This window comes from Weissella cibaria, from assembly GCF_004521965.1.
Classification (GTDB): Bacteria; Bacillota; Bacilli; order Lactobacillales; family Lactobacillaceae; genus Weissella; species Weissella cibaria_A.
In genome coordinates, this window is sequence record NZ_SDGK01000003.1 from 1 (window position 1) to 26,956 (window position 26,956).

Annotated in this window: 21 protein-coding genes and 1 pseudogene; 20 read left to right on the plus strand and 2 right to left on the minus strand. The window is 44.9% G+C overall.

Annotated elements, in window-relative coordinates; genetic code table 11:
- Nucleotides 1–68 precede the first annotated feature (68 nt).
- Nucleotides 69–1,577, plus strand: coding sequence for a xylulokinase (gene xylB / locus EST42_RS00140; protein ID WP_134643681.1), 1,509 nt, complete (start codon nucleotides 69–71; stop codon nucleotides 1,575–1,577).
- Between the two features lie 58 nt (nucleotides 1,578–1,635).
- Here xylB and EST42_RS00145 read toward each other — a convergent pair whose 3' ends face one another.
- Nucleotides 1,636–2,556 (minus strand): aldo/keto reductase, encoded by a 921-nt coding sequence (locus EST42_RS00145; RefSeq protein WP_134643682.1) that lies wholly within the window; start codon nucleotides 2,554–2,556, stop codon nucleotides 1,636–1,638.
- A gap of 403 nt (nucleotides 2,557–2,959) precedes the next feature.
- Here EST42_RS00145 and EST42_RS00150 point away from each other — a divergent pair, with 403 nt between their 5' ends.
- From EST42_RS00150 to cbpA, 7 genes are all read left to right on the plus strand, one after another.
- Nucleotides 2,960–3,421: a LysM peptidoglycan-binding domain-containing protein gene (locus EST42_RS00150; protein ID WP_134643683.1), complete on the plus strand. Its 462-nt coding sequence runs from the start codon at nucleotides 2,960–2,962 to the stop codon at nucleotides 3,419–3,421.
- A gap of 163 nt (nucleotides 3,422–3,584) precedes the next feature.
- Entirely contained in the window at nucleotides 3,585–4,967 is a 1,383-nt protein-coding gene (locus tag EST42_RS00155; protein WP_134643684.1) for an MFS transporter, read from the plus strand.
- Between the two features lie 196 nt (nucleotides 4,968–5,163).
- Entirely contained in the window at nucleotides 5,164–5,436 is a 273-nt protein-coding gene (locus tag EST42_RS10755; RefSeq protein ID WP_245150295.1) for a hypothetical protein, read from the plus strand.
- Between the two features lie 21 nt (nucleotides 5,437–5,457).
- On the plus strand, nucleotides 5,458–6,150 hold the full coding sequence (locus EST42_RS10760; protein ID WP_245150296.1) for a PTS transporter subunit EIIC: 693 nt from the start codon (nucleotides 5,458–5,460) through the stop codon (nucleotides 6,148–6,150).
- Nucleotides 6,141–6,353: a hypothetical protein gene (locus tag EST42_RS10765; RefSeq protein WP_167711006.1), complete on the plus strand. Its 213-nt coding sequence runs from the start codon at nucleotides 6,141–6,143 to the stop codon at nucleotides 6,351–6,353. The genes EST42_RS10760 and EST42_RS10765 overlap by 10 nt, the downstream gene beginning before the upstream one ends.
- Before the next feature lie 17 nt (nucleotides 6,354–6,370).
- The gene (locus tag EST42_RS00165; RefSeq protein ID WP_134643685.1) at nucleotides 6,371–6,652 is read left to right on the plus strand and encodes a phospho-sugar glycosidase domain-containing protein; all 282 of its coding nucleotides are present in this window, start codon (nucleotides 6,371–6,373) and stop codon (nucleotides 6,650–6,652) included.
- Between the two features lie 189 nt (nucleotides 6,653–6,841).
- A complete protein-coding gene (gene cbpA, locus EST42_RS00170; protein WP_134643686.1) occupies nucleotides 6,842–7,486 on the plus strand; it encodes a cyclic di-AMP binding protein CbpA in 645 nt (214 codons plus the stop codon).
- 110 nt (nucleotides 7,487–7,596) lie between these two features.
- On the opposite strand, the gene EST42_RS00175 is transcribed toward cbpA, so the two are convergent.
- On the minus strand, nucleotides 7,597–8,199 hold the full coding sequence (locus EST42_RS00175) for a TetR/AcrR family transcriptional regulator C-terminal domain-containing protein (protein WP_134643687.1): 603 nt from the start codon (nucleotides 8,197–8,199) through the stop codon (nucleotides 7,597–7,599).
- A 161-nt stretch (nucleotides 8,200–8,360) separates the two neighbouring features.
- Here EST42_RS00175 and EST42_RS00180 point away from each other — a divergent pair, with 161 nt between their 5' ends.
- From EST42_RS00180 to lysS, 12 genes and pseudogenes are all read left to right on the plus strand, one after another.
- A complete protein-coding gene (locus EST42_RS00180) occupies nucleotides 8,361–11,474 on the plus strand; it encodes a YhgE/Pip domain-containing protein (protein WP_134643688.1) in 3,114 nt (1,037 codons plus the stop codon).
- 744 nt (nucleotides 11,475–12,218) lie between these two features.
- Nucleotides 12,219–13,370 (plus strand): annotated as a pseudogene (locus tag EST42_RS00185) (alpha-amylase family glycosyl hydrolase).
- A gap of 202 nt (nucleotides 13,371–13,572) precedes the next feature.
- A complete protein-coding gene (gene pth, locus EST42_RS00190; RefSeq protein WP_134643689.1) occupies nucleotides 13,573–14,139 on the plus strand; it encodes an aminoacyl-tRNA hydrolase in 567 nt (188 codons plus the stop codon).
- 10 nt (nucleotides 14,140–14,149) lie between these two features.
- The gene (mfd, locus tag EST42_RS00195; RefSeq protein WP_134643698.1) at nucleotides 14,150–17,662 is read left to right on the plus strand and encodes a transcription-repair coupling factor; all 3,513 of its coding nucleotides are present in this window, start codon (nucleotides 14,150–14,152) and stop codon (nucleotides 17,660–17,662) included.
- On the plus strand, nucleotides 17,655–19,256 hold the full coding sequence (locus EST42_RS00200) for a polysaccharide biosynthesis protein (RefSeq protein WP_134643690.1): 1,602 nt from the start codon (nucleotides 17,655–17,657) through the stop codon (nucleotides 19,254–19,256). The genes mfd and EST42_RS00200 overlap by 8 nt, the downstream gene beginning before the upstream one ends.
- Complete coding sequence (locus EST42_RS00205) at nucleotides 19,243–19,518, plus strand: RNA-binding S4 domain-containing protein (RefSeq protein WP_134643691.1); 276 nt, start codon at nucleotides 19,243–19,245, stop codon at nucleotides 19,516–19,518. Before EST42_RS00200 ends, EST42_RS00205 begins: the two co-directional genes overlap by 14 nt.
- Before the next feature lie 241 nt (nucleotides 19,519–19,759).
- The gene (locus EST42_RS00210; RefSeq protein ID WP_134643692.1) at nucleotides 19,760–20,134 is read left to right on the plus strand and encodes an FtsB family cell division protein; all 375 of its coding nucleotides are present in this window, start codon (nucleotides 19,760–19,762) and stop codon (nucleotides 20,132–20,134) included.
- Between the two features lie 101 nt (nucleotides 20,135–20,235).
- Nucleotides 20,236–21,213 carry a tRNA lysidine(34) synthetase TilS gene (gene tilS, locus EST42_RS00215; protein WP_134643693.1) on the plus strand — a complete coding sequence of 326 codons (978 nt, stop codon included), beginning with the start codon at nucleotides 20,236–20,238 and terminating at the stop codon, nucleotides 21,211–21,213.
- 108 nt (nucleotides 21,214–21,321) lie between these two features.
- Nucleotides 21,322–21,918 (plus strand): hypoxanthine phosphoribosyltransferase, encoded by a 597-nt coding sequence (gene hpt / locus EST42_RS00220; RefSeq protein ID WP_134643694.1) that lies wholly within the window; start codon nucleotides 21,322–21,324, stop codon nucleotides 21,916–21,918.
- 64 nt (nucleotides 21,919–21,982) lie between these two features.
- Nucleotides 21,983–24,046, plus strand: coding sequence for an ATP-dependent zinc metalloprotease FtsH (gene ftsH, locus EST42_RS00225; protein ID WP_134643695.1), 2,064 nt, complete (start codon nucleotides 21,983–21,985; stop codon nucleotides 24,044–24,046).
- 92 nt (nucleotides 24,047–24,138) lie between these two features.
- On the plus strand, nucleotides 24,139–25,032 hold the full coding sequence (gene hslO, locus EST42_RS00230) for an Hsp33 family molecular chaperone HslO (protein WP_134643696.1): 894 nt from the start codon (nucleotides 24,139–24,141) through the stop codon (nucleotides 25,030–25,032).
- 103 nt (nucleotides 25,033–25,135) lie between these two features.
- The gene (gene lysS / locus EST42_RS00235) at nucleotides 25,136–26,620 is read left to right on the plus strand and encodes a lysine--tRNA ligase (protein WP_134643697.1); all 1,485 of its coding nucleotides are present in this window, start codon (nucleotides 25,136–25,138) and stop codon (nucleotides 26,618–26,620) included.
- The last annotated feature ends 336 nt before the right edge of the window (nucleotides 26,621–26,956 follow it).

The window sequence follows — 26,956 nt, forward strand, 5'->3', positions numbered from 1 at the left end:
AACGAGGGCTGGGCCATTAAATTAGCCCAGCCCTCGTTGTATACATAACAAAGAAAGAGGACATAAACATGAGCGAAGTCGTATTGGGTGTTGACCTAGGAACGTCATCAGTAAAGATCTCTGCTGTTGATCGTCAAGGTAACATCGTTGCACAACAATCATATGATTACCCACTATCACAACCAAAGCCAGGATACAGCGAGCAAAACCCAGAAGATTGGGTTAACGGTACGACCGTCGCAATCGTTCGTTTGATTTTGGATGATGGTATTAAGCCAGAAGACATTACGGGTATTTCATACTCAGGTCAAATGCACGGGTTGGTTTTGTTGGATGACAACAACCAAGTGTTGCGTCCAGCAATTTTGTGGAATGACACACGTACAACGCCACAAACTAAGGAAATCGCTGAGAAGATGGGTCAAGAATTCATCGATATCACGCGTAACAAGGCTTTGGAAGGATTTACATTGCCAAAGATTTTGTGGGTTAAGGAAAACGAACCAGAAATCTTCTCACAGGCTTCTTCATTCGTAACGCCAAAGGATTACGTGCGTTACCGTATGACTGGTAAGTTGGCGATGGAAATTTCTGACGCTGCTGGTACAGTTGCGATGGACGTTGCAAACCGTACATGGTCAAAGGAAGTCCAAGAAGCCTTTGGTTTGAAGCCTGACTTCTTCCCAGAGATTATCGAAGGACCAGAGTTTGCTGGTAACATCTCACCAAAGTACGCTGCCTTCTCAGGTTTGACGACTGATACTAAGGTCTTTGGTGGTGCTGCCGATAACGCTGCTGGCGCAATTGGATCAGCTATCTTGCAACCAAATATGGTGATGTCATCAATTGGTACATCGGGTGTTGTGTTGAAGTGCGAAGACAACGCAGATGTTGATTACAAGGGTCAAGTACACTTCTTCAACCATGCTATCCCAGGCAAGTTCTACTCAATGGGTGTGACGTTGGCTGCCGGTTACGCCTTATCATGGTTCAAGAAGACATTTGCTGCTGATGAAGACTTTACTGCAATGGTTGAATCAGCTGGTAAGTCAACGGTTGGCGCTAACGGTTTGTTGTTCACGCCATATTTGGTTGGTGAGCGTACACCATACGCTGACGGTGATATCCGTGCATCATGGACTGGTATCGACGGTACGCACAAGAAGTCTGACTTCGTGCGCTCAGTTTTGGAAGGTATTATCTTCTCATTCAAGGACATCTTTGATATCTATGAAGAAGCTGGTACTAACTTCGATACAGTTGTTGCCATCGGTGGTGGTGCTAAGTCACCATTGTGGTTGCAAATTCAAGCTGACATCTTCAACAAGAAGGTTGTGTCATTGAAGAACGAGCAAGGTCCTGGAATGGGAGCAGCTATCTTGGCCGCTACTGGTTTGGGCTGGTTTGACACAGTGCAAGATGCGGCAACTGCCTGGAACTCATTTGACAAGGAATACTTGCCAGATCCAGAGCGTGCTGCCCGTTACGAAGAAGTTCACGCAATTTACAAGAAGGTTTACGGCGTAACTGCTGAAATCTCACACGAATTGTTGGACTTCCGTTGTTCAGCTAAGTAATGACATGAAAAAGAGGTTGCAAGTCAGATGGCTTGCAACCTCTTTTGTATCTAGTGGACTACTTAAATGCGGCGTCAATTTTTTGATAATCTTCGTCGCTCAAGATAACGTCGAGCGCTTTCAAATTATCGTGCAATTGTGCTGCGATGCGGGCTCCTGGAATCAAGGCCGCGATGTTAGGGTTCTTGAGGTACCAAGCTAACGCAACCTGTGAGGGACTAGCGTTATAAGCTTGACCAACTTCGGCCAAGATATCAACCCCAGCCAAAATAGCTTGATAACGTGCACCTTGGAAGTTCGGATTGCGCGATTGCCAATCGTCGTTCGTAAAGGTTTGTGTCTTTGGGTACTTACCAGTTAATAAGCCAGAAGCAAGTGGATAATATGGAACGAACTCGATATCATGTTCTTGCAAATATGCCCAAGTTGTCTGTTCAGCAGTACGGTCAACCAAGCTATAGGCGTCTTCTACGATGTCGACGTAACCATCCTGATTGGCTTCTTTAATTTGGTCCAGGTTAAAGTTAGAAAGACCGATGGCCCGAATTTTGCCCGCCTCTTTCATTTCTTGCAAAGCTTGGACAGCCAGACGCTTATCAGTTGATTCGTCTGGGAAGTGGATGTAAAAAATGTCGATGTAGTCAACATCTAAGCGTTGCAACGCGCTTTCAACTGATGCTTGTAAGAATTCAGGTGAATTGTTAAAGGCATAGTTTTGCGCCGGATCGTGGGCGGCTTTAGTAGCGATGATTATCTGTGAGCGGTCATAATCTTTAATGACTTGGCCGATAAGTTCCTCTGAACGACCGAAGCCATACGCAAATGCCGTGTCTAACAAAGTGACGCCACTATCCAAAGCGGCTTTAACTAGGGTGATGCCGTCTTCGTCAGCAAGGTTATCGAATAAATTGTGGCCACCGACCTTATTGGTACCCAAGCCAAACTTGTTGAAAGTCGTGAAGTTTTTTAAATATGCCATCGATTTCTCCTTTGCATTGCAGAAATTCAAATTATAACGTTGTGTTCATGAACTAGTCTACACTAATTTTGAACGCGCTTACAAAAAATAACGTTGAAGACGTAGCTAGTTGGCATTTGTGATAAGTGTTCAGCTTTGAAATTTAATAGTGAATTTGAAGTTGAACAATTTACACAAACAAATGGGTTGTATACGGAATATAAGGTTGTTAGTGGCTATTAGAAATGGCTGTATACCTTTTTCTTTGCCGCGCCTCGTCGCAACGCGACGATGACACCAAACAAGGTTATTCACAAAAACGCCATAGTGCTTAAAAAATAGTAGTTACGTGGGTATACTAGTTTTTTAAATGATGTAATAATGATACGCTATTAGTAAGTAAAATGGATAAGGGTATAGAGATATGGAACCTAAACGACCTACACGTTTGCAATTCTGGTCTGTAATTGCGGTTGGATACGTTATTTTGTTTGCCGTTGGATTCTTTGCACCAGTTGCTGTTGATGCGGTAGGTGATGTATTTAAGAGTCCTGAGACGACAGAAACGATTTCGGCAAAGTCATCGTCAACAAAATCTGAAAGTAAGGTTGACCCAGAGACAGCCACAACTGAAAAGGCAGCAGATGTTGATACGGCGTCTGAAGCGATTGAGAGTGAAGTGAGTGTTGCGACTGGTGGCACAACATCAGACTCTGATGTTGCTACCGATGCCTCGGCTTCATCGACAGTGGTCGTTAAGGCGGGGACGACAGCTTTTGCCATTGCAAAGTCACATGGTTTGACGCTAGCCCAGTTGCAGGCTTTGAATCCAGGGATTGATATGAATGGTGTCCTAGCGGGACAAACGCTGGTAGTACGCCAATAATAATGACACATAACTGACGACTCCATCGAGTCTGACAGCTGTATTTTTTGTTTAAATAGTCTTTTTGAAAAAAGTACTTACGAAGAGGGTACGAAGTATGCTTCAATAGCTAGTGACGCAATTATTCCAAGCGTTTCTATATTGAAGGAGATTATTTTTAAGTATGACAGAAAAAGTATCACCACGTGTGATTTGGTCGATTGTTGCGACCGCTATTTTGGGATTTGTCGGGATTTTGACAGAAACGTCAATGAACGTAACTTTTCCTGATTTGATTAAGCAATTTGGCGCGCCAATGGGGACCGTGCAATGGTTAACCACAGCTTATTTGCTTGTTGTCGCTTTGATGATGACAACCTCAGCCTTCTTAAAGGCAATTATGAGTCCACGTAAGATTTTTATGTGGGGGATGGCTTTGTTTGTGATTGGTGATGTGATTTCCATTGTCGCACCAGGCTTCTGGCTATTGCTAGCGGGCCGTTTGGTGATGGCGATTGGAACAGGTATCGCCTTGCCGTTGGTTTTCAACGTTATTTTGATGAGTGTGCCAACAATGCAAATTGGTAAGTACATGGGCTTTGGCGGATTAATCTTGTCGTTAGCACCAGCCCTTGGTCCAGTGTATGGTGGTCTGGTCACATACGCTTGGGGATGGCGGGCTATCTTCATCATCGTCTTGCCAATCGTGTTGATTGGGATGATCTTGGGATTGCGCAATTTGTCTGATGAAAAGCCAAATCAAACGGCAAGCTTTGATTTTATGCAATTCATTGTATTAGGTATTTCATTGACCACGGCTTTGCTGGCATTAGGCCAACTTGAAGCGGGTAAGCTAACAGTTTCAATCGTTGTCTTAGTAGTTATTGCGATTTTAGCTATGATTGCCTTTATTCGAATTGCCTTGCGTTCATCGAAGACGTTGTTAAACTTGTCTGTATTTAAGAGCAAGGGAATGGTTTTTGCATTGTTGATTTACGCAATGTCACAAGCGATTAATTTAGCCGTGAACTTTGACATTCCGCAATATGCGCAATTAACATTGGGTGCTTCAACAATGGTAGCTGGCTTCGTCTTGATGCCGGGATCATTGTTGGGATCAGCTTCATCACCGGTTTATGGGGCCTTTTATGACCGTTCTGGTGCAACGAAGCCATTGACGATTGGGTCAATCGCCTTCTTTATTGTGATGATTGTATTTGCCGTGATGGCGCCATCGATTACGACGATTGGGTTGACAGTGATGTACGCCTTGTTCACACTGGGTCGTAACTTGGCCTTTACTACGGCCATGACAGCTGGGGTGGCAGAAGTGCCACGTGAGGTGTCTGGTGACGTGAACGCCATCTTTAACACGATTCAACAATTCGCCGGAGCTGTTGGTACAGCAATTGCCGCAGTCTTGATTAAGACGGATGGCTCATCAGCCAAAGTGATTGCGCAAGAAACAGCTACGGGCATGGGTCACATGTTCTGGGTAGGTGCTGTAATTGCGGGGTTGAGCTTGGTTTGGCTAGCTGGCTTCGTTAAAACCAAGACAGGTAAATAAGATGTTCTAAACAGCTACTGATGCATAGGCATTGGGGCTGTTTTTTAGTAGCTGCTGTGATAAATAATGCCGTTTTTAGCAATGACATTAAATTTTTGAATTATCTGACGCCTGGTCAAGGATATTTCACAAAGGGCGCATGCGGTCGTCCTACTTTTTAGATACGATTTAGGCAACTAGACAAAGGGACGTCACAATGAAGAAAGTGACAGAGTTGCTGGAACGTTATTTGATGCCAATTTGGGCAAAGCTTACTGCTAATAAGGCGTTGAATGCTGTTCGTGATGGGATTGCATGCGCGATGCCATTGGTTATTGTTGGTTCGTTAACGATGTTAATTGCCAACGGGTTTTCAATTGACGCGTTTAAGACGTGGTTAATTGATAATGGGTCATTCGATTGGCTTGTGAAGATTACTAACGGCACATCTGGCCTAATGGGTGTGGTTGCCGTGTTCGGAATTGCTTAACAATATGCGCAAGAATTGAAGGTGGATAGCGTATCATCAGGAATTAATGCCTTGTCGCGGTATGTGATTTCAATACCAACGATTATGGCCAAGGCGGGCGAAGGGTTCCTATTAACTTCAGGCTTGTTCGCAGCTATTTTGATTGCATTGGTCTCAAACGAGGTTTTTGCTTGGTTCATGAAGAAAGACATCCGTATTAAGATGCCTGACTGTGTGCCACCAGCAGTTGCAAATTCATTTGCGGCATTAATTCTAGGGGCCGGTATCGTGTTGCTTTGGGGTGCAATCTATGCCGGTTTGGCTGCAACGCCGATGGCATCAATTTATGGTATTTTGCAATTAGTTTTGGGTGGACCATGGTCAGCATTCGGTGGCTCATTGGGCGGTGCGATTGTTGTATCAATCATTACATCACTGTTCTGGTTTATCGGGGTGCACGGTGGTAACGTTACTGGTGTAATTATGTCACCAATTTGGCTTGGTGTGATGGCTGAAAATGCTAAGGTTTGCTCACAAAATGCTGGTGCGACGATGCTGACAGCTAAGAGTAAGGAATTTAAGACGTTGGCTAAGTTGATTACGCCACCAGGATTGTTCAACATCAATGAACCGACTATGTTTGGAACACCAGTTGTGTTGAATGTTTACTTGTTAATTCCATTTATTTTGTACCAGTTATCAATGCCGTCATCGCATATATTACGATGGCAATAGGGATTGTTCACGTAACGGTTGGTGTCGTGATTCCTTGGACGCTGCCATCAACTATTTCTGGATTCTTGGCAACTGGTTCACACATCTCAGATGCGTCCGCTGATGATGACAACTGGAAAGCAGCGGCGAAGCCTTTAATCGGACGATGGTTGGCTTGGGTGTTGTCGAAGAACCGCTTGTTTCTGACGTGTCGAAGACAGTAATATATCGGTAACCACAAATGTATCGTGGTGATCGTTCAGATTATGTTTTACGTTCAACACAGATACGCGTTAAATATAAGCAGGAAGATTTTCCAGCATTTAACACGGTTGATGTGACGCGTGGGGCTGTCTTGATTGATAACAATGACTACGGTCAATATAAGGGTGAATTGCAAATTGCGTTGCGTGATTTGCCGAATGATGGTCGTATTAACGTGGTCGGCCATATTCATCCAGAAGATTTAACGTTGTTGGCATTGATTGAGCCATGGCGTGGGTTTACTCTGCAACCAGCTTAAAAGATGTAATACGAAAGCGGTGATACCAATGGCTGGTGTCACCGCTTTTTGCTGCGGACTAACTTCTGGTTCAAAGTTAACTCTCATTTTTTTAGAAGAAAGGTTGACAGTTTTGATAAAAAGGTGCAGTGGGTAGGCATTCGTGGTATTATAAATGAATTAGAAACTAAGAAACGGGAGTCGGCAAAAATGCTAGCAACTTTAATTAAGCAACGTGATGTATTGACCACGGTCAGCGAAAATGCGACATTACAGGATGCCTTGGATATCTTTGATAACTCAAATTTTCGTGCTATTCCAATTTTGGATGAGAGTGGTCAGTTGTTCCGCGGTGCCATTTATAAGATGCACATTTACCGACACCAGGTAGATGGCGGACGCATGGATTTGCCGGTTACGACTTACGTGCGTAACATGACGAAGTTCGTTGGCTTTGAAGCAACGTTCTTTGAAATGTTCTTTACGCTCCGTGATTTGCCATTCATTTCAGTGCTCGACAAAGAAAATCACTTTGTGGGAATTGTGACACACAGTCGCATGATGCGCCTGATGGCTGATTCTTGGCAGACAGATGAAGGACGCTACACATTGACGCTTGTGACGGATGGAGAGCGTGGTAGCTTGGAAAAAGCCACTAAAATTATCACACGTTATACGCAAATTGCATCATCAATGACTTTGAATCCTGACAATAACCCCCGCACGATGCGAATTCTCTTTACGTTACCAGACACAGTTAATGAAGGGATGCTGTCAAAGATTATTAACGTGCTGTCGCGCAAGGGCTTCCACTTGGAGTTGCTTGAGGACTTATCAAAAACATCATATATGTAAACAAAAAGCCACCATTCCCTCGATTTAAAATCGGGGGATTGCCAGCTTTTAAACGTGTTCTGAAAGGCTAAACTCTTAATTTAACGCCATTTGCCCCACTTTCTTTTTTACTATTCAAAGGTAATGAGTTCGTGAGGCGCGATAAAACGACTCCGCATTAAAATATCCGCTAATTCATCTGGTGTTTCTGGGTTATCCTTGTTTAACCAGTGACGCACGATATTTAGCAGGCTGTTGAGAGCAATTTCTTTGGTGTAGTCAATCGGTAGTGCGTCTGAAAAACGACCGTGGTTTGCTGTTAGCTGATCGGTAAATAAAACGTCAACCAAATTTTTAATACGGTTGAAGAATTGGGGATGACCATTTGGTGAGAAGAGTGCCCGTATGGTGATACGCTCGCTGTCGACATAGTTGAGCGCCTTGTTAAAGACACGGTAGGTTGAACCTGAAATTTCTTCAGCTATGTGTTTAGTAAGTGGTTCATCCAAATTTTCGCTCAGCGCGTGGGTGATGTTAGCGACCAGTTCGTCTTCAATTTTAGTGAGGAGTTCGTACTTATCCGTGTAGTGGACGTAGAACGTGCCACGACTGACGCCGGCTGCCCGGGTAATGTCAGACACGGTTAAATTGTTGAATCCCTTTTCGTTGATTAAATCAATGAATGCTTCTTTGATAATTTGTTGCGTTTTTGCATTACGATCGGCTTGTTTCATAGCTTCTCTCCAAAGTTATTGAACATACTGTTCAATATTGTATATTGTAGTTTCTATTGCACAGATTTAATATAATGCAAGTAGATAATTTAATCAACAAGTTGTTCAATAACCGGTTGGTTAAATGTGAGAGAATATTAATTAAGTAGGAGAGATATAACATGCTGAAAGCGGAATGGGCATGGCTAAAACAGCACAAATTCTATCTATTAGTTATTTTCGTGTTGTTTTTCGTGCCATCAATATACGCAGTGACGTTTTTGAGTTCATTGTGGGATCCCTATGGGGAAGTCAAAAACCTGCCGGTAGCGGTAGTAAATCATGATAAGTCAGTTAAATACCAAGGTAAGAAACTGACGGTGGGATCAGACTTAAAGAAGCAATTAGAAAAGTCGAAGGCGATGGATTTCAGTTTTCCAACTGATGCCGCAGCAAAAAAAGGCTTGAAGGATGGTAAGTACTACACGGTCATTACGATTCCGGAAAACTTTTCTAAGAACGCTACGACACTGCTCGATAAGCAGCCTAAGAAGATGGTGTTGCACTATGAAACGAGTTCTGGTCACAGTTTTATCGCAGGAAAGCTGTCAGAATCAGGTGCCAAGGCGGTTACGGCTAAGGTTTCAGCCCAAGTGACAGAAACCTATGCAAAGACGATTTTTGGTCAAGTAAAGAAAATGGGTAAGGGGATTACCCAAGCTGCCGACGCCAATCAAAAGTTGGCTGATGGAACGACTAAGATTAAGTCGGGTAGTGATGAAGTGACCACGAACCTAGAAAAGTTGGCGTCAAGTTCACTAACGTTTAAGGACGGTACGAACACGTTGACCAACGGCTTGTCACAATACACAGCCGGAGTTGCGCAAGCTGATTCGGGTAGCCAACAACTGGCTGCCGGGTTGAATAAATTGAATGGCCAGGTACCAACTTTGACGCAAGGCGTAGCCAAGCTAAATGACGGGACACACCAATATACAGCTGGTGTTAGCCAGTTGGCAGGTGGTCTGAACCGTGCCAACAGCAGTATGCCAACATTAACGCAGGGTGTGGCGAAGCTGAATGACGGTACGCACCAATATACAGGTGGTGTAGCTCAATTAGCTGGTGGGTTGAACCAGATGAATAATCAAACGCCAACGCTGACACAAGGTATTACGCAGTTGAATGATGGCACGCACCAATATACAACCGGTGTTACCAAAATTGCTAATGGTTTAAACGATGCAAATAGCCAAACGCCAACGTTGACGCAGGGTATTAAAGATATTAATAATGGCACGCATCGATATACAGGTGGTGTGGCTCAATTAACTGGTAATTTGAATGCAGTTAACAAGAAGTTACCAACATTCACATTAGGTGTCGCCACGTTAACGCAAGGGTTGGATGAGTTGAATGGTACGTTGCAGCAATCGGATGCAACGAATAAAATTGCTAATGCGCAACAAACATTGGATACAATTCAACAAGCGGTAACGAAACTACAGAATAGTTATCAAGGTAAGAGCGGACAAGAAGTTGTTGCAGGGATTCAACAACATGTTGGTATTTTGCAGGCTGATGCGGCAAAGATACAAGATGCGCAAAATGCTGATAAGGCTGCGATGACCGCTAATTTGCAAAAAGTGTTTGATGACACTCAGATGTCACAAGCGCAACGTGATGCCGTGACAAAGGCCGTTCAGGAGACACAGGATAACTCTCAAGTTACAGCGCTGATGGCAAATATGATGGATGAATATAAGATATTGTCTGCAGAGGTTGCACCAATTCAGCAAATGGTTGATGATAACAAACAATTAGTGGATGCAGCCATTTCTAATGGTAACGCGTTGTCTGACGCTAAGCATCAACTGAGCCAGTTAGCTACTTTGCCAACCGCTGTGCAACGGTTAGATGCTGGCGCACAAACATTGAATAATGAGTTACCAACGCTAACATCAGGCATTAGTACATTGACTGATGGTGCGAATGCACTGAACAGCAAGTCAGCTGAGTTGAATGATGGTACATCACAACTACAAGCGAAATCAGGTGCGCTGGTCAACGGTATCAACAAGCTGACTGATGGTGCGAATGCACTGAACAGCAAGTCAGCTGAGTTGAATAATGGTACATCACAACTACAAGCGAAATCAGGTGCGCTGGTCAACGGCATCAATAAGCTGACAGATGGTGCAAATATGCTAGACAGCAAGTCAGCTGAGTTGAATGATGGCACGTCACAGCTACAAGCGAAGTCAGGTGAATTGGTCAGCGGTGTTGGCCAATTAGTCGATGGTGCCAACACGCTAGACAGCAAGTCGACTGAATTGAACAATGGTACCCAGCGATTGCTAGCCGGTTCTGACCAGCTAGCAAGCGGCGCTGGCCAATTGGCAAATGGTGCAAATACGTTGACGAGTGGTTTGGACACGTTGGCTGGCAAGAATAACGAATTGAACAGCGGTGCTGCTCAATTAGCAAGCGGCGCTGGTCAAATTAGCGATGGCTCACAAAAGCTGGCTGATGGGTCAAAGCAAATTGGCCCTGCGTTGACCCAAGTTCAGAATGGTAACCAAACATTGGCTAACAAGATGGGCGACGCATCAGATAAGGTCAAGAAGCTAAATGCTACGAAGTCAACGTATCACCAAGTGGCGACGCCAGCAAAGGCTAGCCACAAGGAAAAGGATCATGTTGCTAATAATGGTACGGGTATGGTGCCATACATGTTCTCAGTGGCAATGTTCGTGGGGATGATGGCATTGAATTTGATGCTTGATATGATTTCACCACGCACAAAGATTTCATCATTGTGGGCATGGGCTGGTTCTAAGATGGCGATGTTGTTTGGTATTGCCATTGTTGCAGCGACGGTTTTGTATGGATTGAGTTTGGCTGTACTTGGTATGGATCCAATCGACCCAGGTGCAACATATGGCTTCATGATTTTGATTGCGGTGATGGACGCTGCGTTGGTTACGGCAATTTACATGTGGTTCGGTAAGGCTGGTGCTTTTGTGTCCATGGTCTTGTTGGTTATCCAATTGAGTGGTTCAGCTGGAACTTACCCAATTCAATTGTCAAACAAGTTCTTTGAGTGGGTGCACCCATACTTGCCAATGACATACACGGTTGATGGATTACGTGAAACAGTGATGATTGGTGGTTCTATCGCACCGCAAGTTGAGGTATTGGTTGGCATCTTTGTTGTATCAATTGCAGCAATGATGATTTACTATTTGAGTCAGCGTCGTCGCTATAGTATGTTGGCTGACGTGACTGCTAAGTAAATACAGAGAGAAGAATAAGAGATTAAAAACACCGACGGTCATGTGACTGTCGGTGTTTTGTTTGAAAGGGCGTAACGTGAATTTAAGTTTCAACTAACCGGGCGCTAAGTTTTTGTTAACCAAGGCGACTTAAGATGTAGACATCAACTCAACAACGCAAGCACGTGAGTCACGGAGGGTGAAATAATGAACGATAACGCAATTGATTATTCACAAGTTGTCTATGATGCAAGAATTGGTAATTTTGTTTCGACAGAAAATAATGGCACGGATGCAGATATCCGGTAGTCAGCGTATGCAGCTGAGCAAACACCGACGCCAGTGTATCACCAAATGACAATGTTGTAAGATGAAACCATTCAAAAAATCTTATGACACGAATCCCAAAAAATTCCGTAACGAAATTAAGTGTTACGGGATTTTTTGTGCGCGGATACCAAGGTGTCGTCAAAAAATGCTCAAAGTTGAACAAAACATGAATTTTGCACCGTAGAAATAAAAAAATCACAACATATTTTCGGACATTAATTTCATATCTCTTCGGTATCATAACGTAACGCTTAAAAAATTTTAGATTTACATGGGGAAATAAAAGAGGGGCAATTATTATGCTGCAAGTACAGGTGCCAGAGGAAAATTTACAAGCGGCGTACATATTCAATACTGGTCTGTCATATCGCGCGGATAATTTTTTAGGGATTACGCGGGATAAAGCTGAACTAACGTTCCACATTTGGGCGCCGCATGCCAAAGCCAAACACCTTTGTCTACGTCGATTTGCATGATCGCCAGTTTTATGTGCGCGATAAGGCAAGTGAAATTGCCCGCTGGGAATTTTTTGGCGCCAATTTTCGTGTGATTGCTGACACCTCGGATTACATGGCATTAGATCCAATTTTGGGGACGGCAGACGACTTTAAGTATTTGCTCGATGAAATTCATAAACGCGATATGCACGTTATCTTAGACGGCGTCTTTAATCACGTTGGTCAATTTTCACGTTACTTCAATAAAGATGACTAATTTGTTGAACGGGTGGCCTATCAAAGGCCAACGTCGAAGTATTTCCACTGGTTTGATTTTGAAAAATTCCCCGATGAATATAATTCGTGGTGGAGTGTGAAAGATTTGCCAGTTGTGAACAAAGGCGAGACAAGTTTCCGGAATTTCATTTATGCCGATGATGATTCAGTTATTAACCACTGGAATAAATTTGGTGTTGATGATTGGCGGTTGGACGTTGCGGATGAATTACCAGACGATTTCATTGCCGGAATTCGTGACCAACTGTCAACGAACCAAATCCTGATTGGTGCAGTCTGGGAAGATGCGGCTAACAAATTCGTCTATACTCAGCGCCGTAAATATTTGCTCGGTGGTGGTCTGCAAGCAACGATGCATTATCCATTACGAAATTTGATTCGGGATTTTATGCTCGGTGAAATTGATGCCAAGGTTTTCACGACGATGATTATGACGTTAGAGGCAAATTATCCCAAGTCCGCCTTTTTCGGCGCGTTCACTAACATGGGGACACACGATACACGTCGTTTGTTTACTGAAATAAACGAAGATGAAGAATTAACGAAGCGAGCCATTGTGTTATGGCTGACGATGCCTGGTGTGCCGTGCGTTTATTATGGTGATGAAATGGGCATGGCCGGCGGCAAGGACCCGGATAACGGAGCGTATTTCCCGTGGGACCAACCACGTGGGGAAATTTTCAATCATTTCCAACGGTTACTCCAGTCACGGCAACCGTGGTGGCAACAATCGGATTGGTTTGAATGCCACGCCATTGATCCAGATACATTGATTTATACCTATCAGAAGAATGGCGAACACGAAATGCTTCAATTTAACCGTAAAACGGGGCTATCAATCATTAAGTATTAGACGAAAATGAAACAGCTGGGTCGCACGATGAAGACACGTGTGGCCTAGCTGTTTTCTTATAAAAAGTGCACGAAAAGTGACCGATAGCTGAAAGTGCGATAAAATAGATGGTGTAAATAAGAAATGTAACAGGGTAGGGTCATCGCGACTCTGCCCCTTTCGTGCGTTAATACGCGGAATTGAAATAGGAGAATAGCCCCCCATGAAGATGATTGTTGGATTAGGAAACATTGGTAAAGAATATGACCGAACGCGTCACAATATCGGGTTTATGACGGTAGATGCTTTGGCAGACAAGCACAATGCAACCTTCAATCAAGATGGTGCCCACAATGCGTTCGTTGCGGATGTTCGGATTGCCGGTGAAAAAGTGTTGTTGGTTAAGCCAACAACTTACATGAATGATTCAGGTCGCGCTGTCCGTCCGTTGATGGACTACTATGACTTGGATATGTCAGATTTGTTGGTTGTGCAAGATGATATGGATATGGAACTTGGCCGTTTGCGCTTGCGCCAGAAGGGGTCAGCGGGTGGTCACAACGGGATCAAGAGTATTGCCCAACACCTTGATACCCAAACGTTTAACCGCTTGAAGTTTGGGGTGGGTCACCCAGCCCATACGCAAAAGGCGGTGGTTGATTTTGTGTTAGGAAAGTTTGGCAAGGATGAAGAACCAGAGATGCTTGGCGGTATCGATAAAGCGTTGGATATTTTTGAAGCCTTTGCATCAGGTAGCGATATGCCAACTTTAATGAACAAGTTTAACTAAAGGAGCAATGATGGAATTAGTAGGGTTACTCCAGCAAGATAAAGATTTTCAAACATTAACAGATGGACTGAAAAAAGGTGGCCGTCATTTGATGACCGGTATTTCGGGAACTGCGCGTACCGTTTATTTGGCAGCACTGCATGAAAACATTCAGCGCCCCATGGTGATTGTCGGTGACAGTCAGTTCCACGCGGATCAGCTGGCTGAAGATTTAGCGGCAATGGTTGGCGACGAACACGTGGCGGTTTTCCCAACGGAAGAGACGTTATCAGCGGAAATTGCCGTGACTTCTTTGGATACTCGTTTAGCGCGTGTGCAAGCATTGCACTTGTTGCTGACGGATCCACAGGCGGTGGTGGTAACCGGTGTTGCCGGGGTGCAACGCTACTTGCCACCGGTGGCAACCTTCGCCGCTGCGGCACTTGAAATTGATTTTGATCATGAATACGAATTAGCGGGGTTGCAAGCAACGTTATACCAAATGGGGTATCAACGGAATGGCAGTGTTGAACAGCCAGGTGAATTCGCGGTCCGTGGGTCAATTGTTGATATTTACCCATTGGATGCTGATTATCCGGTGCGCTTGGATTTCTTTGATACGGCGTTGGATTCATTACGTAGTTTTGATGCAGAGACGCAACGCAGTTTGGAAAATCTTGAACACGTGACGATTTTACCCGCAACGGATTTGGTCATTGATGCCGCTGATTTGCAAGCAGCTACGACGCGCTTAGAAGTTGCGATGACGGAAACACGCGATAAGTTAGACGGCGCTGCTAAGCGTCATTTAACAGAAGCACTCAATCCGTTGTTAACGGCGATGGCTCAAGGGGATTTATTGCCCGAGGTACGCCAATATTTGCACTTACTTTACCCTGATGCGGTGAGTCTGTTAGATTACTTGCCGGCAGACGGTATTGCAGTGTTTGATGACTATCCCCGTGCGCTTGAAAACGCGGGGCAGATGGCATTGGATAACAATAATTGGTGGACCGATCGCTTGGCTGATAATTTGGTTTTGCCAACGGCCGATTTTGGCTGGGAATTGAGCGATTTGGCTCGAGATGTACGCCAAACCAGTTTGGTATTTTCACCTTTGCAACGTGGTATCGGTCAATTACGGCAAACAAGTTTGACAAATTTGACTGTGCGCCCGGCGCAACAATTTTTCGGTCAAATGCCATTGCTAAAGAATGAAATTGCGCGTTGGCAGAAGCAAAACCAAACAATTTTGTTCTTAACCAATACACCCGACCGACGGGAAAAGTTGGTCCAAACGCTTAATGATTTTGGGGTGAAGGTGAATGATGTTGCCCCAGATGCCTTGGCACCTGGCCGGACGCAGGTTACAACCTTGCCGTTGAGTGCGGGGTTCGAATTGCCGGCCCAAAACTTGGTTGTGTTAACTGAACGTGAGCTTTTTCAACAAGTTCGTAAGCGTGCGCCTAAGCGCCAGACTTTGTCGAACGCGGAACGCATTAAGAGTTATAACGAACTGAAACCCGGCGATTATGTGGTTCACATTAATCACGGTGTCGGTGTCTATGAAGGTATGCAGACGATTGAAAATCGTGGGGTGAAGCAAGATTACATCACGATTGCATACCAACAAGATGCAAAAATTTTCATACCGGTCACGCAACTAGACTTGGTGCAAAAGTATGTCGGTGCGGCTGAAAAGGCCCCCAAGATCAATAAACTTGGGGGAACCGAATGGCAAAAGGCGAAAGCTAAGGTTGCTAAGAAGGTTGAAGATATTGCGGACGAGCTGCTTCAGTTATATGCCGAGCGTGAATTGAAGCAAGGGTTCGCGTTTCCCCAAGATGATGACGTGGTTCGGGACTTTGAAGATGCATTCCCATATCCCGAAACACCTGATCAAATTCGTTCAACTCAAGAAATCAAAGCGGATATGGAAAAGACTCGCCCAATGGATCGATTGTTGGTTGGAGACGTTGGTTTTGGAAAGACGGAAGTTGCTTTGCGAGCATCCTTTAAGGCAGCCCACGCTGGTAAACAGGTTGCCATGTTGGTGCCAACGACGATTTTGGCGCAACAACACTATGAATCAATATTGAATCGCTTTGACGGGTTCGGTGTGAACGTGGCGATTATGTCACGTTTCCAAACCAAGAAACAAATGGATGAAACCAAGGCGGGCTTGAAAGACCACACAATTGATATCGTCGTTGGTACTCACCGGATTTTGTCGAAGGATATGGCGTTTGCTGACTTGGGCTTGCTAATCATTGATGAGGAACAACGATTTGGTGTGAAGCACAAAGAACGACTGAAGGCGTTGCAGACCAACGTCGACGTATTGACGTTAACGGCCACACCAATCCCACGTACTTTGAATATGGCGATGGTCGGTGTGCGTGACTTGTCTGTTATTGAGACGCCACCGGCCAATCGTTATCCAATTCAAACGTATGTGATGGAGCAAAATGGACGCGTAACGGCGAGTGCGATTGAACGTGAGATGTCTCGTGGTGGGCAAACGTACTATTTGCATAATCGTGTTGAAGACATTGCGCAGGTGGCTGGTATGATTGAATCGCTGGTGCCTGAAGCGCGCGTGGGTTATATCCATGGTCAAATGACGGAAGCGCAAATGGAAGGTATTTTGGTTGATTTTATTAATCGTGAGTACGACGTGCTGGTGACTACGACCATCATCGAAACTGGGGTTGATATTCCAAACGCTAATACGTTGTTTGTTGAAAACGCTGATCACATGGGCTTGGCGCAACTATACCAGCTCCGTGGTCGTGTCGGACGTTCGAACAACATTGCGTATGCCTACTTTACGTACCCTGGTACACGTTCGTTGAATGAAGAGTCGGAGAAGCGTTTGACTGCCATCCGTGATTTCACAGAGTTAGGCTCAGGCTTTAAGATTGCGATGCGTGATTTATCGATTCGCGGGGCTGGTGATTTGCTTGGACAGTCACAGCACGGCTTTATTAATGCAGTTGGGTATGATTTGTATACGCAAATGTTGAACGAAGCGGTCGCTGAGAAGCAGGGTAAGCGCAAGAAGAGTTTTGATGCTGAGTTGGATGTGCAGGTTGAAGCCTACTTGCCAACTGATTATGTAGCTGATGGACCACAAAAGATTGATCTCTATCAGCGTATTCGCAAGGCCAAGACAACAGCTGAATTCGAAGAAATTGAAGATGATTTGCTAGATCGCTTCGGTGAATTGCCTGAAGCAGCCCAACGCTTGTTGCTAGTCGGTCGTGTTAAGGCAGCTGCTGATCGAGCTGGCTTGGCAATGTTGCGTCGAGACTTCAAACGACAAAATGTGTTGTTAGTGAACTTCGATCCACGTGCGTCAGTGACGGGAGATACTTTCCAAAAGGCGCTGACATTAGCGAAGGTACGTGGGCAAGTCAAGCAGGATGCGCCAGTTCAAGCTGATATTCCGATTCAGCCAAACCAAAAGGTTGATGATTGGCTATTTGGTTTGTTGACGTTATTCAATTTGTTAGCGCCAGAAGAGACGGTGACAAATGAGTAAAAATAGTCAAAATTTAATGGCGGGTGCCGGTGTCTTGGCAGCCGCTGGATTAGTTGCTAAGGTGTTGAGCGCGATTTACCGGGTACCGTTTCAAAATTTGGTTGGTAATACTGGCTTTTATGTGTATCAACAAGTGTATCCAATTTATGGTATTGGCATGGTTTTAGCACTGAGTGGCTGGCCATTGTTTATATCAAAAATTATTACGGAACAACCAGACGATGCGCATCAACAATTAGTGGCACGGCGTTTGTTTTGGTCGTTAGTCGGGATTAGTGCGGTGCTTTTTACAATTGTCTTTGGTGGTGCACCAGTGTTGGCTTTGGCGATGGGTGGCAATATTCGCCTAACGCCAGTAATTCGCGCGGTTGCGTGGATGTTTTGGCTTATGCCGTTTTTGGCAGTTGGTCGTGGTTTTGCGCAAGGACAGCGTAATATGATGCCAACAGCCACATCCCAGGTGGTTGAGCAGATTGTTCGTGTGGCAATTATCATCGGGGTTGCCTGGTGGGGTGTCCACACGGGATGGTCAGATTACCGAATTGGTGAGTGGGCCACGTTTGGCGCCGCTGTTGCGGGATTGGCGGCAACCTTGTTTTTGGTACGGACGCTACGAGATGTGTGGCAACAGCCAATTACGGCGACTGTTAAGCAAGATAAAACGATTACCTGGCGCCACCTATTCAAACGCTTATGGGTTGAAGGCGGATTGTTAGCATTGCTAGCGGCGCTGTTGGTGTTACTGCAATTGGTTGATTCGTTTTCGACCAAGGCCTTACTGGAATCGTTTGGACTATCGGCAGCTAAAGCCGAGTATACAAAAGGGGTCTACGATCGTGGCCAACCGTTAGTGCAATTGGGCATGGTCCTAGCGACCGGGTTGAGTACGTCGCTATTGCCGGCGCTCCGACAACATTTTGTGCGTCAAGATAACGTAGCGTTACGTCATGATTTTCAGTTAACGATGCGTTTGGCGATTATATTGTCCGGGGTCTCAGCGATTGGCTTAGTTGCAGTAATGCCCGCTGTTAATCAACTGTTGTTTGGTTCCCGCGAAGGTAGTGTTGCGTTGGCATGGTTTGTGTTGGCGATTGTACCGGCAACGTTGATGACCATTGCAACCAGTGCCTTGCAAAGTTTTGATCGCACTCGAGGCCTTATTGGGCTTGTCTGGGTGACGATGACGGTTAAGGATGTCCTGAATGTATGGTTAATTCCGCACTGGGGCATAACTGGTGCATCAATTGCCACAACAGTCGCGCTTTTGCCGATTTTGGGGTATGCTTTACTACGATTACCACGGGCCTTGTGGCAAGAATGGTTACCGCAAAATTGGTGGCTTAAATTGTTGGGGACGTTAGTGGTTACTGGCGTCTTCGCAAAAATGGCAACCCTGATCAGTGACAACCTGTTCGGTGTATCGCGTGGGGCAAGTGTTGTAACGACTGTGGTGGCCGTTATCGTTGGGGCTGTTGCCTTCGTGGCGATGGTGACAATGACAGATTTGTTAACCGCGGAAGAGTGGGAGGCGTTGCCAAAGGGTGACCGCCTGTATGCAATTTTGAAACGAGGAAAGAATAATGCGTTTAGATAAGTATTTGAAGGTATCACGTTTAATTAAGCGTCGTACTGTTGCGAAGGAAATCTCAGATCAAGGTCGTATTGATATCAACGGCAAGACGGCCAAGTCATCAAGCGATGTTAAGTCTGGGGATGAATTGACGATTCGTTTTGGTAACAAGACATCAATCATGAAGGTTGAGAGTACCAAGGAGACGGTTCGTAAGGAAGAAGCTGAACACATGTACAGCATTGTGTCAGAGTCATACGAACAAAACTTCAACGAAGAAGCATAATTAACAACTGTGAGAAAAAAGCACCGCATTTGCGATGCTTTTTGTGTTTAAACTGTGTGTGGATTAAGGTGGGATAACTCTGTTGATAACTATCCGTTAGGTTTTGATACGAAAATGTTAAGGAAAGGTAATTACGCTTAAGAAAAGCCTACTTGTACTGTACAGTGTAAAATGTAAAGGTATAGAGAAAAAGAATTGTCTATCAAAAACGTTGCCAATCAGACAGTAGGGGGTCAGCGGCATGATGTCTATGAACACAAAAACAAACATCCGGCCGCTGAACGCCGGTGGGGCACGAACACTTGAATTCAATAATCGACAAGAAGCCTACCAACGTAAGGTGCACTTACGGCGTCGTTTCGTCTTGGCAGCGTTTATGATTGCCACGGTAATTTATGCTATGGTTTGCTTTCACCAGCAATATAATAAATATACAACCGCTTCGGCGAGTTTAGAAAAAACACAAACGCAGTTAGCGAGTGCGAAAACCACGCATCAAAATTTGAAGCAAGAAGTCAAAGATTTGGATGATGAATCGTATCTAGAAAAGCTAGTGCGTGAAAAGTACATGTATACCAAAGATGGCGAGATTGTTTTCAATTTGCCAGGTGAGTAATGAAGTGAATGAAAGAAAGGTAATCAGGACACTGATTGCCTTTTTTTCATACAAAGCAAGCTATAATAATAGCCAAGAGTGATTGAGGAAGAAGGTTAACGATGCAACCAAAAGTATTACGCGCGAACTTAACCCGACAGATACGGGAACAAGGGCTATTTGATCAACATGATCACGTGTTGGTGGCTGTTTCGGGTGGGCAAGATTCCTTGCGCTTGTTGCGCTGGTTAACAGAAGGAACGCTGCCGGCTGACGTGCAACCAACGGTGAGTGCCGGCTATGTGAATCATCAGTTGCGGGATGATGCCGCTGCAGAGGAAGCGCTGGTTCGTCGGACATTTGCGGCTACACCGAATTTAGCCCACGGTTTGATAGAAACGCTAACTTGGGAGACCATTCCAACTGTAGCAGTTGAAGAACAAGCTCGGGAGAAGCGATACGAAGCACTCATTAAAATGGCTCGTGAAGTAGGCGCCAATATTATCGTGACTGCCCATCACCAAGGGGATCAAGTTGAAACTATTTTATATAAGCTGATCCGTGGCAGTCGTTTGACGCAGTTAGTGGGGATGGCGCCACGGCAGCAATTACGTGGCGATATTGATTTAGCCCGGCCATTGTTGAATTTAACGAAAGCTGACCTAGCAGATTTGGTCATTCAGTCACTGACTGAATGGGTAGAAGACTATACCAATGCGGACGAAACGTTTGCTCGTAATCGCATGCGCCAAACAGTGTTACCAGCTTTGACTAGCATCAATGATCAGGCAGCTGAACACGTGGTGACGTTTGCGACTCAGTTGGCGGCGCTACAAAAGCTTGCGAGCGGTGCGATTAACGTTCACGTTAAGGCTTTAGAGGCTGGACACCTGGATTGGACGGTAGATGAGAGTGTCTTGACGATTATCATACAAACGTGGCTGACTAAAAAACACGTCTTAAACGTCAAAGATAGTCAAATCGCTCAGGCAATTCAACTGATGCGCAATCCAAGCGTGTCGACGGGGCTGATTGATTTAGGTGGACAATTACAGCTAGAACGCTTTGATAACTATTTATTGTTATCACAAAAACATTAAAGCGTTCACATTTCTTTTATTTGTAGCACTAAACATTTACCGTCAAACATGGTATTCTTAATGCTATGTAACGGTAGGGAAATTAAGATTTAGGAGATTTGAACAGACATGAACCAATGGGACATGAATAACGATATCGAACGCGTACTTTATAGTGAGCAAGATATCGCCGAAGCAGCAGAACGTGTTGGTAAGCAATTGGCTGCCGATTATGAAGGACGTACACCAATCATTTTGTCAGTTTTGAAGGGTGCCGTACTTTGGACGGTCGATGTAATGCGCCACATGCAATATGCTGAAGTCGAATTTATTGACGTTTCTAGCTACAACGGTGGGATTGCTTCTTCAGGTGAAGTTGACCTTGTAACGGATTTGCAAACAGATATCGCAGGACGCGACGTTATCATCATGGAAGACATCGTTGATTCGGGTCGTTCATTGAAGTTTATGATCGACTTGTTGATAGAACGTGGTGCAAAGTCTGTTAAGACGGCCAGCTTGCTAGACAAGAAGGAAGGTCGTGTTGTAGAAGCAACTGTTGATTACATCGGCTTTGATGTGCCAAAGGCATTCGTGGTGGGTTATGGCTTGGATTACAAGCAACTTTACCGCAACTTGCCATATGTTGGTGTCTTGAAGCGCGAAGTTTATGACCCAGCCCATGCTGATGTTGTAGACACGGTAGATATCACACCTGAGCATTAATTTCCAATTCGGATAACATATATTAAACAACGCAGATAGCAGTTGCTGTCGGTAGGAGGAATGGATGAAGAATCAACGAAACGGCAATTTCGTCCGGAATAGTTTGTTCTACGTAATCGTAGTCCTCGGAATTATGGGGTTGATTTACTGGGTAGCCGGTCCATCGCAAACTTCTAATACGAAGACTATTTCTACGTCGAAATTTATGACGGAATTGCGTGATAAAAAAATCAAGAATGTCACGATTCAACCAGGTGCCGGCGTTTACGACGTGAAGGGTGAGTACCGCAAAGCACAAACTGATAAGGACGCAAAGTCTGATTCACTTGTATCATTAGTTGGTGGTTCATCAGCTAAGGTAACTGGTTTTGAGACACAATTGATTAGTAATGACCCAGTTGTTGAGGAAATGCAGAAGGCTGCTGACAAGACGAAGACAGAAGTAACAACGAAGCCGCAACCTTCAAACTTCTGGGGAAGCATGGCAACGATGTTGTTGCCAATCTTGTTGATGGTTGGTTTGTTCTACTTGATGATGGGTGGCATGAGCCAAGGTGGCCAAGGTGGTCGTGGTAACATGATGGGCTTCGGCAAGTCTAAGGCAAAGCCAGCTGATCCTTCAGAAAACAAAGTTCGCTTTGCGGATGTTGCTGGAGCTGAAGAAGAAAAGCAAGAATTGGTCGAAGTTGTTGAGTTCTTGAAGGATCCTAAGAAGTTCTTAAAGCTCGGCGCTCGTATTCCATCGGGTGTTTTGCTTGAGGGACCTCCAGGAACTGGTAAGACTTTGTTGGCCCGTGCAGTTGCCGGTGAAGCTGGCGTACCGTTCTTCTCGATTTCGGGTTCTGACTTCGTGGAGATGTTCGTCGGTGTCGGTGCTAGTCGTGTCCGTGATTTGTTTGACAATGCTAAGAAGGCTGCCCCATCAATCATCTTTATTGATGAAATTGATGCGGTTGGTCGTCAACGTGGTGCCGGCATGGGCGGTGGTCACGATGAACGTGAGCAAACATTGAACCAAATGTTGGTTGAGATGGACGGATTCTCAGGTAGTGAGGGTGTCATTGTGATGGCCGCTACCAACCGTTCAGATGTCTTGGACCCAGCCTTGTTGCGTCCAGGTCGTTTTGACCGTAAGATTTTGGTTGGTCGTCCTGACGTTAAGGGTCGTGAGGCTATCTTGAACGTCCACGCTAAGAATAAGCCATTGGCTGATGATGTGGACTTGAAGGAAATTGCTAAGCAAACGCCTGGCTTCGTTGGAGCTGATTTGGAAAACTTGTTGAACGAAGCAGCGTTGTTGGCTGCTCGTCAAAACCACGATACGATTTACGCCAAGGATGTGGACGAAGCTGAAGACCGTGTTATTGCGGGTCCAGCTAAGAAGGATCGTGTGATTTCTGCTAAGGAACGCCAAACGGTTGCTTACCACGAAGCGGGTCACGCGATTGTTGGTTTGGTACTGAACGAAGCACGTGTTGTCCACAAGGTAACGATTGTGCCACGTGGACGTGCCGGCGGATACGCTATCATGTTGCCTCGTGAAGATCAGATGTTGATGAATAAGACGGATGCCATGGACCAAATTGCTGGTTTGATGGGTGGACGTGCGGCCGAAGAGATTATCTTTGACCAACAGTCATCAGGTGCTTCAAACGACTTTGAGCAAGCAACAAACATTGCGCGTTCAATGGTGACGGAGTACGGTATGTCTGACAAGCTTGGTATGGTCCAGCTTGAGAATGGTGGTCAACCATTCTTAGGTCGTTCATACGGTGAGACAGCGGCTTATTCAGATGAGACAGCGCGTTTGATTGACGAAGAAGTTCGTCGTATCACGACTGAGGGTTACAACAAGGCCCACGAAATCATCGAAGAGTACAAGGACAAGCATGATGCAATTGCAAAGGCTTTGTTGGAGTACGAGACATTGGACGAGAAGCAAATTTTGAGTTTGTTTGAGACTGGTAAGATGCCAGAATCAACGAAGGTTCAAAATGATACGGTTACGCCAATGTCATACGAGGAAGCCAAGCAAGCGGCTAATAACAAGTTGGTTGATGACGAAGATGCGTCAGAGGCAGCAGTTAAGCCAGAAGTTTTGGAACCACGTCATACTGATGAAGATTAATGATTGAAAGAAAGCCCGTTCAGGTTCTACCTGGGCGGGTTTTTCTGTTAAACTGATACTAAAATAAACAAATAATAAGAGGCACATATAATATGACAGATACACTTGTACGTGCAGTGACAACTGACGGAAATTTCCGTGCGATTGCCATTGATGCGACTGAAATGATGGCAGAAGTCTCAAAGTTCCACGAGGCCTCACAACTTGGCACGACCGTTTTGGGTCGCGCATTACTTGGCTCTCTGATGGTTTCAAATGCCATTTTGAAGGGCGATGAGCGTTTAGCGGTGGTTATCAATGGCGATGGACCTGCTGGCAAAATTGTCGTGGAAGCATCAGCCCAAGGTGAGGTACGCGGTTACGTGACGAACCCAACTGTTGAGTTGCCCTTAACGGCTAAGGGAATGCAAGATGTGGCTGGTGCCGTGGGTTCTAACGGATTCTTGCAAGTTACTAAGGAAATTGGTGAAGGCGATTCCTTTACGGGTCAAGTTGAATTGATGACGGGGGAAATTGGGGATGACTTGACGTACTACATGGCCAAGTCAGAACAAATTCCTTCAGCCGTAGCAGTGTCGGTTTTAGTTGACCCAGATGGTAGGGTGGCTGCAGCGGGTGGCTTTATGATTTCAGCTTTGCCTGATGCGTCAGATGAGGATATTACGACACTGGAAGACAAACTTGCCAACTTGCCATCAATTTCATCTCAATTGGTTGAGGGACATACGCCAATGGATTTGTTGTTCAACCTATTTGGCAAGGACGATGTGAAGAGGTTGGCAACGACAGAAGTGGCCTTGTATCCTGAAATCTCTAAGCGCGACTATGAGCGTATGTTGGCAACCTTACCAATGAACGATTTGCAAGAAATGCTTGCGGAAGATCACAGTGTTGAGATTGTCGATCGGTTTACTGGTAAGAAGATTCAGTTTGATGAAGCAGAATTATCAGGGATTATTGCAGCGAAGGATGCTGAGGGACTATAAAGTTGGGTTAAGCACTTGCAAAAAGTGCTTAAGATTGGCAAACTTATAGTTATCTGTGACAACACTGTCATAACAAATTAGTGAAAGAAAAAGAGGCAACATTATGGCTGACCAACAAGTGTCATTGAATGACCAAATGATCGCACGTCGTGACAAGATGGCTGAGTTGCGCGATGCGGGCATTGATCCATTCGGACACCGCTTTGAGCGTACACACACTGCAGCACAATTGCACGAGTTGTATGATGATACAACAGCAGAAGATTTGGAAGCACAAGCAATTGAAGTAACGATCGCAGGTCGTATGATGACCAAGCGTCGTTCAGGTAAGATTAGCTTTGCAGACATCAAGGATCGTTCAGGTCGTATCCAAGTCTTTGTGCAAAAGCCAGTTGTTGGTGAAGAAGCATACGACTTGCTTAAGAAGTCAGACTTAGGTGACATTCTTGGTTTCACTGGAACGGTTATGAAGACCCGCGCTGGTGAATTGTCAATTAACGTAACGGCTTTGACGCACTTGACGAAGGCATTGCGTCCTTTGCCAGACAAGTTCCATGGTTTGACTGACGTGGAAACTAAGTACCGTCAACGTTATTTGGACTTGATTTCAAACGAAGATTCATTTGAACGCTTTGTAAAGCGTTCAAAGATTATCGCGGCTATTCGTCACTATTTGGATGGCGAAGGCTTTATTGAAGTTGAAACACCAATGCTACAAAACGAAGCGGGTGGTGCTTCTGCGCGTCCATTTATCACGCACCACAATGCGTTGGATATTGATTTGTACATGCGTATCGCGCTTGAGTTGCATTTGAAGCGTTTGATTGTTGGTGGCATGGAACGTGTTTATGAAATTGGCCGTGTCTTCCGTAATGAAGGAATGGACCCTAAGCACAATCCAGAGTTTACGGTAATTGAGACGTATGCAGCTTACTGGAACTTTGAAGATGTCATGGTTGAAACTGAGAACATCATTAAGGCAGCCGCGGCTGCAGTTACTGATGAGTTGAAGGTAACCTACCAAGGTCACGATATTGATTTGGCACAACCATTTGCTCGTAAGCACATGGTTGATTTGATCAAGGAGACGACTGGTGTTGATTTCTGGAAACCAATGACTATCGAAGAAGCTCGTGCGATTGCTGACGAAAAGGGCGTTAAGTATGAGCAATACTGGGGTGTTGGTCACATCATTAACGAATTCTTTGAGGAGTTTGTTGAGGATACACTGATCCAACCAACATTTGTGTACGGTCACCCAGTTGAAGTATCACCTTTGGCTAAGAAGAACGAAACGGACGGTCGCTTTACGGATCGCTTCGAGTTGTTCATTGTTGGTGCAGAGTATGGTAACGCCTTTACAGAATTGAATGACCCAATTGATCAACGCGAGCGTTTTGAGGCCCAAGCGGCTGAGCGCGATGCGGGTAATGATGAGGCAGAAGGTATTGACGAAGACTTTATTGAGGCTTTGGAATACGGTATGCCACCTACAGGCGGATTGGGAATTGGAATCGATCGTTTGGTCATGCTATTGACTGACACGGACACGATTCGTGATGTATTGTTGTTCCCAACGATGCGTTAATAACGATTAAAAACGTGGATGATTATTCATCCACGTTTTTTGTTTACAAAAAGTATTGCAAAGTTTGAATGATAGTCGTATTATATTCAAGTTGAGTTTTTCAATGAGCAGTTTTCGCTCAAAAAATGAGACTAAAGAAGTTGAAATTAGTTGTTGACAATTGATATTTGCTTCTGTATTATAGATTAAGTTGTTACGGGGTGTTCATCTTGTTGCAATTGAATCGAAATCAGTTTGAAATAAGTTGTTGACAACGAATCGATGAGCTGATAAGATGAATAAGTTGTCAAGTGAGACAACGACGTAGGTCATTGAAAACTGAATATCGTTTCGATG

Bases quoted from the DNA above. Each gene is read 5' to 3' on its own strand.
- xylB (WP_134643681.1), top strand. From the start codon at position 69: ATGAGCGAAGTCGTATTGGGTGTTGACCTAGGAACGTCATCAGTAAAG.
- EST42_RS00145 (WP_134643682.1), bottom strand. From the start codon at position 2,556: ATGGCATATTTAAAAAACTTCACGACTTTCAACAAGTTTGGCTTGGGT.
- EST42_RS00150 (WP_134643683.1), top strand. From the start codon at position 2,960: ATGGAACCTAAACGACCTACACGTTTGCAATTCTGGTCTGTAATTGCG.
- EST42_RS00155 (WP_134643684.1), top strand. From the start codon at position 3,585: ATGACAGAAAAAGTATCACCACGTGTGATTTGGTCGATTGTTGCGACC.
- EST42_RS10755 (WP_245150295.1), top strand. From the start codon at position 5,164: ATGAAGAAAGTGACAGAGTTGCTGGAACGTTATTTGATGCCAATTTGG.
- EST42_RS10765 (WP_167711006.1), top strand. From the start codon at position 6,141: ATGGCAATAGGGATTGTTCACGTAACGGTTGGTGTCGTGATTCCTTGG.
- EST42_RS00165 (WP_134643685.1), top strand. From the start codon at position 6,371: ATGTATCGTGGTGATCGTTCAGATTATGTTTTACGTTCAACACAGATA.
- cbpA (WP_134643686.1), top strand. From the start codon at position 6,842: ATGCTAGCAACTTTAATTAAGCAACGTGATGTATTGACCACGGTCAGC.
- EST42_RS00175 (WP_134643687.1), bottom strand. From the start codon at position 8,199: ATGAAACAAGCCGATCGTAATGCAAAAACGCAACAAATTATCAAAGAA.
- EST42_RS00180 (WP_134643688.1), top strand. From the start codon at position 8,361: ATGCTGAAAGCGGAATGGGCATGGCTAAAACAGCACAAATTCTATCTA.
- pth (WP_134643689.1), top strand. From the start codon at position 13,573: ATGAAGATGATTGTTGGATTAGGAAACATTGGTAAAGAATATGACCGA.
- mfd (WP_134643698.1), top strand. From the start codon at position 14,150: ATGGAATTAGTAGGGTTACTCCAGCAAGATAAAGATTTTCAAACATTA.
- EST42_RS00200 (WP_134643690.1), top strand. From the start codon at position 17,655: ATGAGTAAAAATAGTCAAAATTTAATGGCGGGTGCCGGTGTCTTGGCA.
- EST42_RS00205 (WP_134643691.1), top strand. From the start codon at position 19,243: ATGCGTTTAGATAAGTATTTGAAGGTATCACGTTTAATTAAGCGTCGT.
- EST42_RS00210 (WP_134643692.1), top strand. From the start codon at position 19,760: ATGATGTCTATGAACACAAAAACAAACATCCGGCCGCTGAACGCCGGT.
- tilS (WP_134643693.1), top strand. From the start codon at position 20,236: ATGCAACCAAAAGTATTACGCGCGAACTTAACCCGACAGATACGGGAA.
- hpt (WP_134643694.1), top strand. From the start codon at position 21,322: ATGAACCAATGGGACATGAATAACGATATCGAACGCGTACTTTATAGT.
- ftsH (WP_134643695.1), top strand. From the start codon at position 21,983: ATGAAGAATCAACGAAACGGCAATTTCGTCCGGAATAGTTTGTTCTAC.
- hslO (WP_134643696.1), top strand. From the start codon at position 24,139: ATGACAGATACACTTGTACGTGCAGTGACAACTGACGGAAATTTCCGT.
- lysS (WP_134643697.1), top strand. From the start codon at position 25,136: ATGGCTGACCAACAAGTGTCATTGAATGACCAAATGATCGCACGTCGT.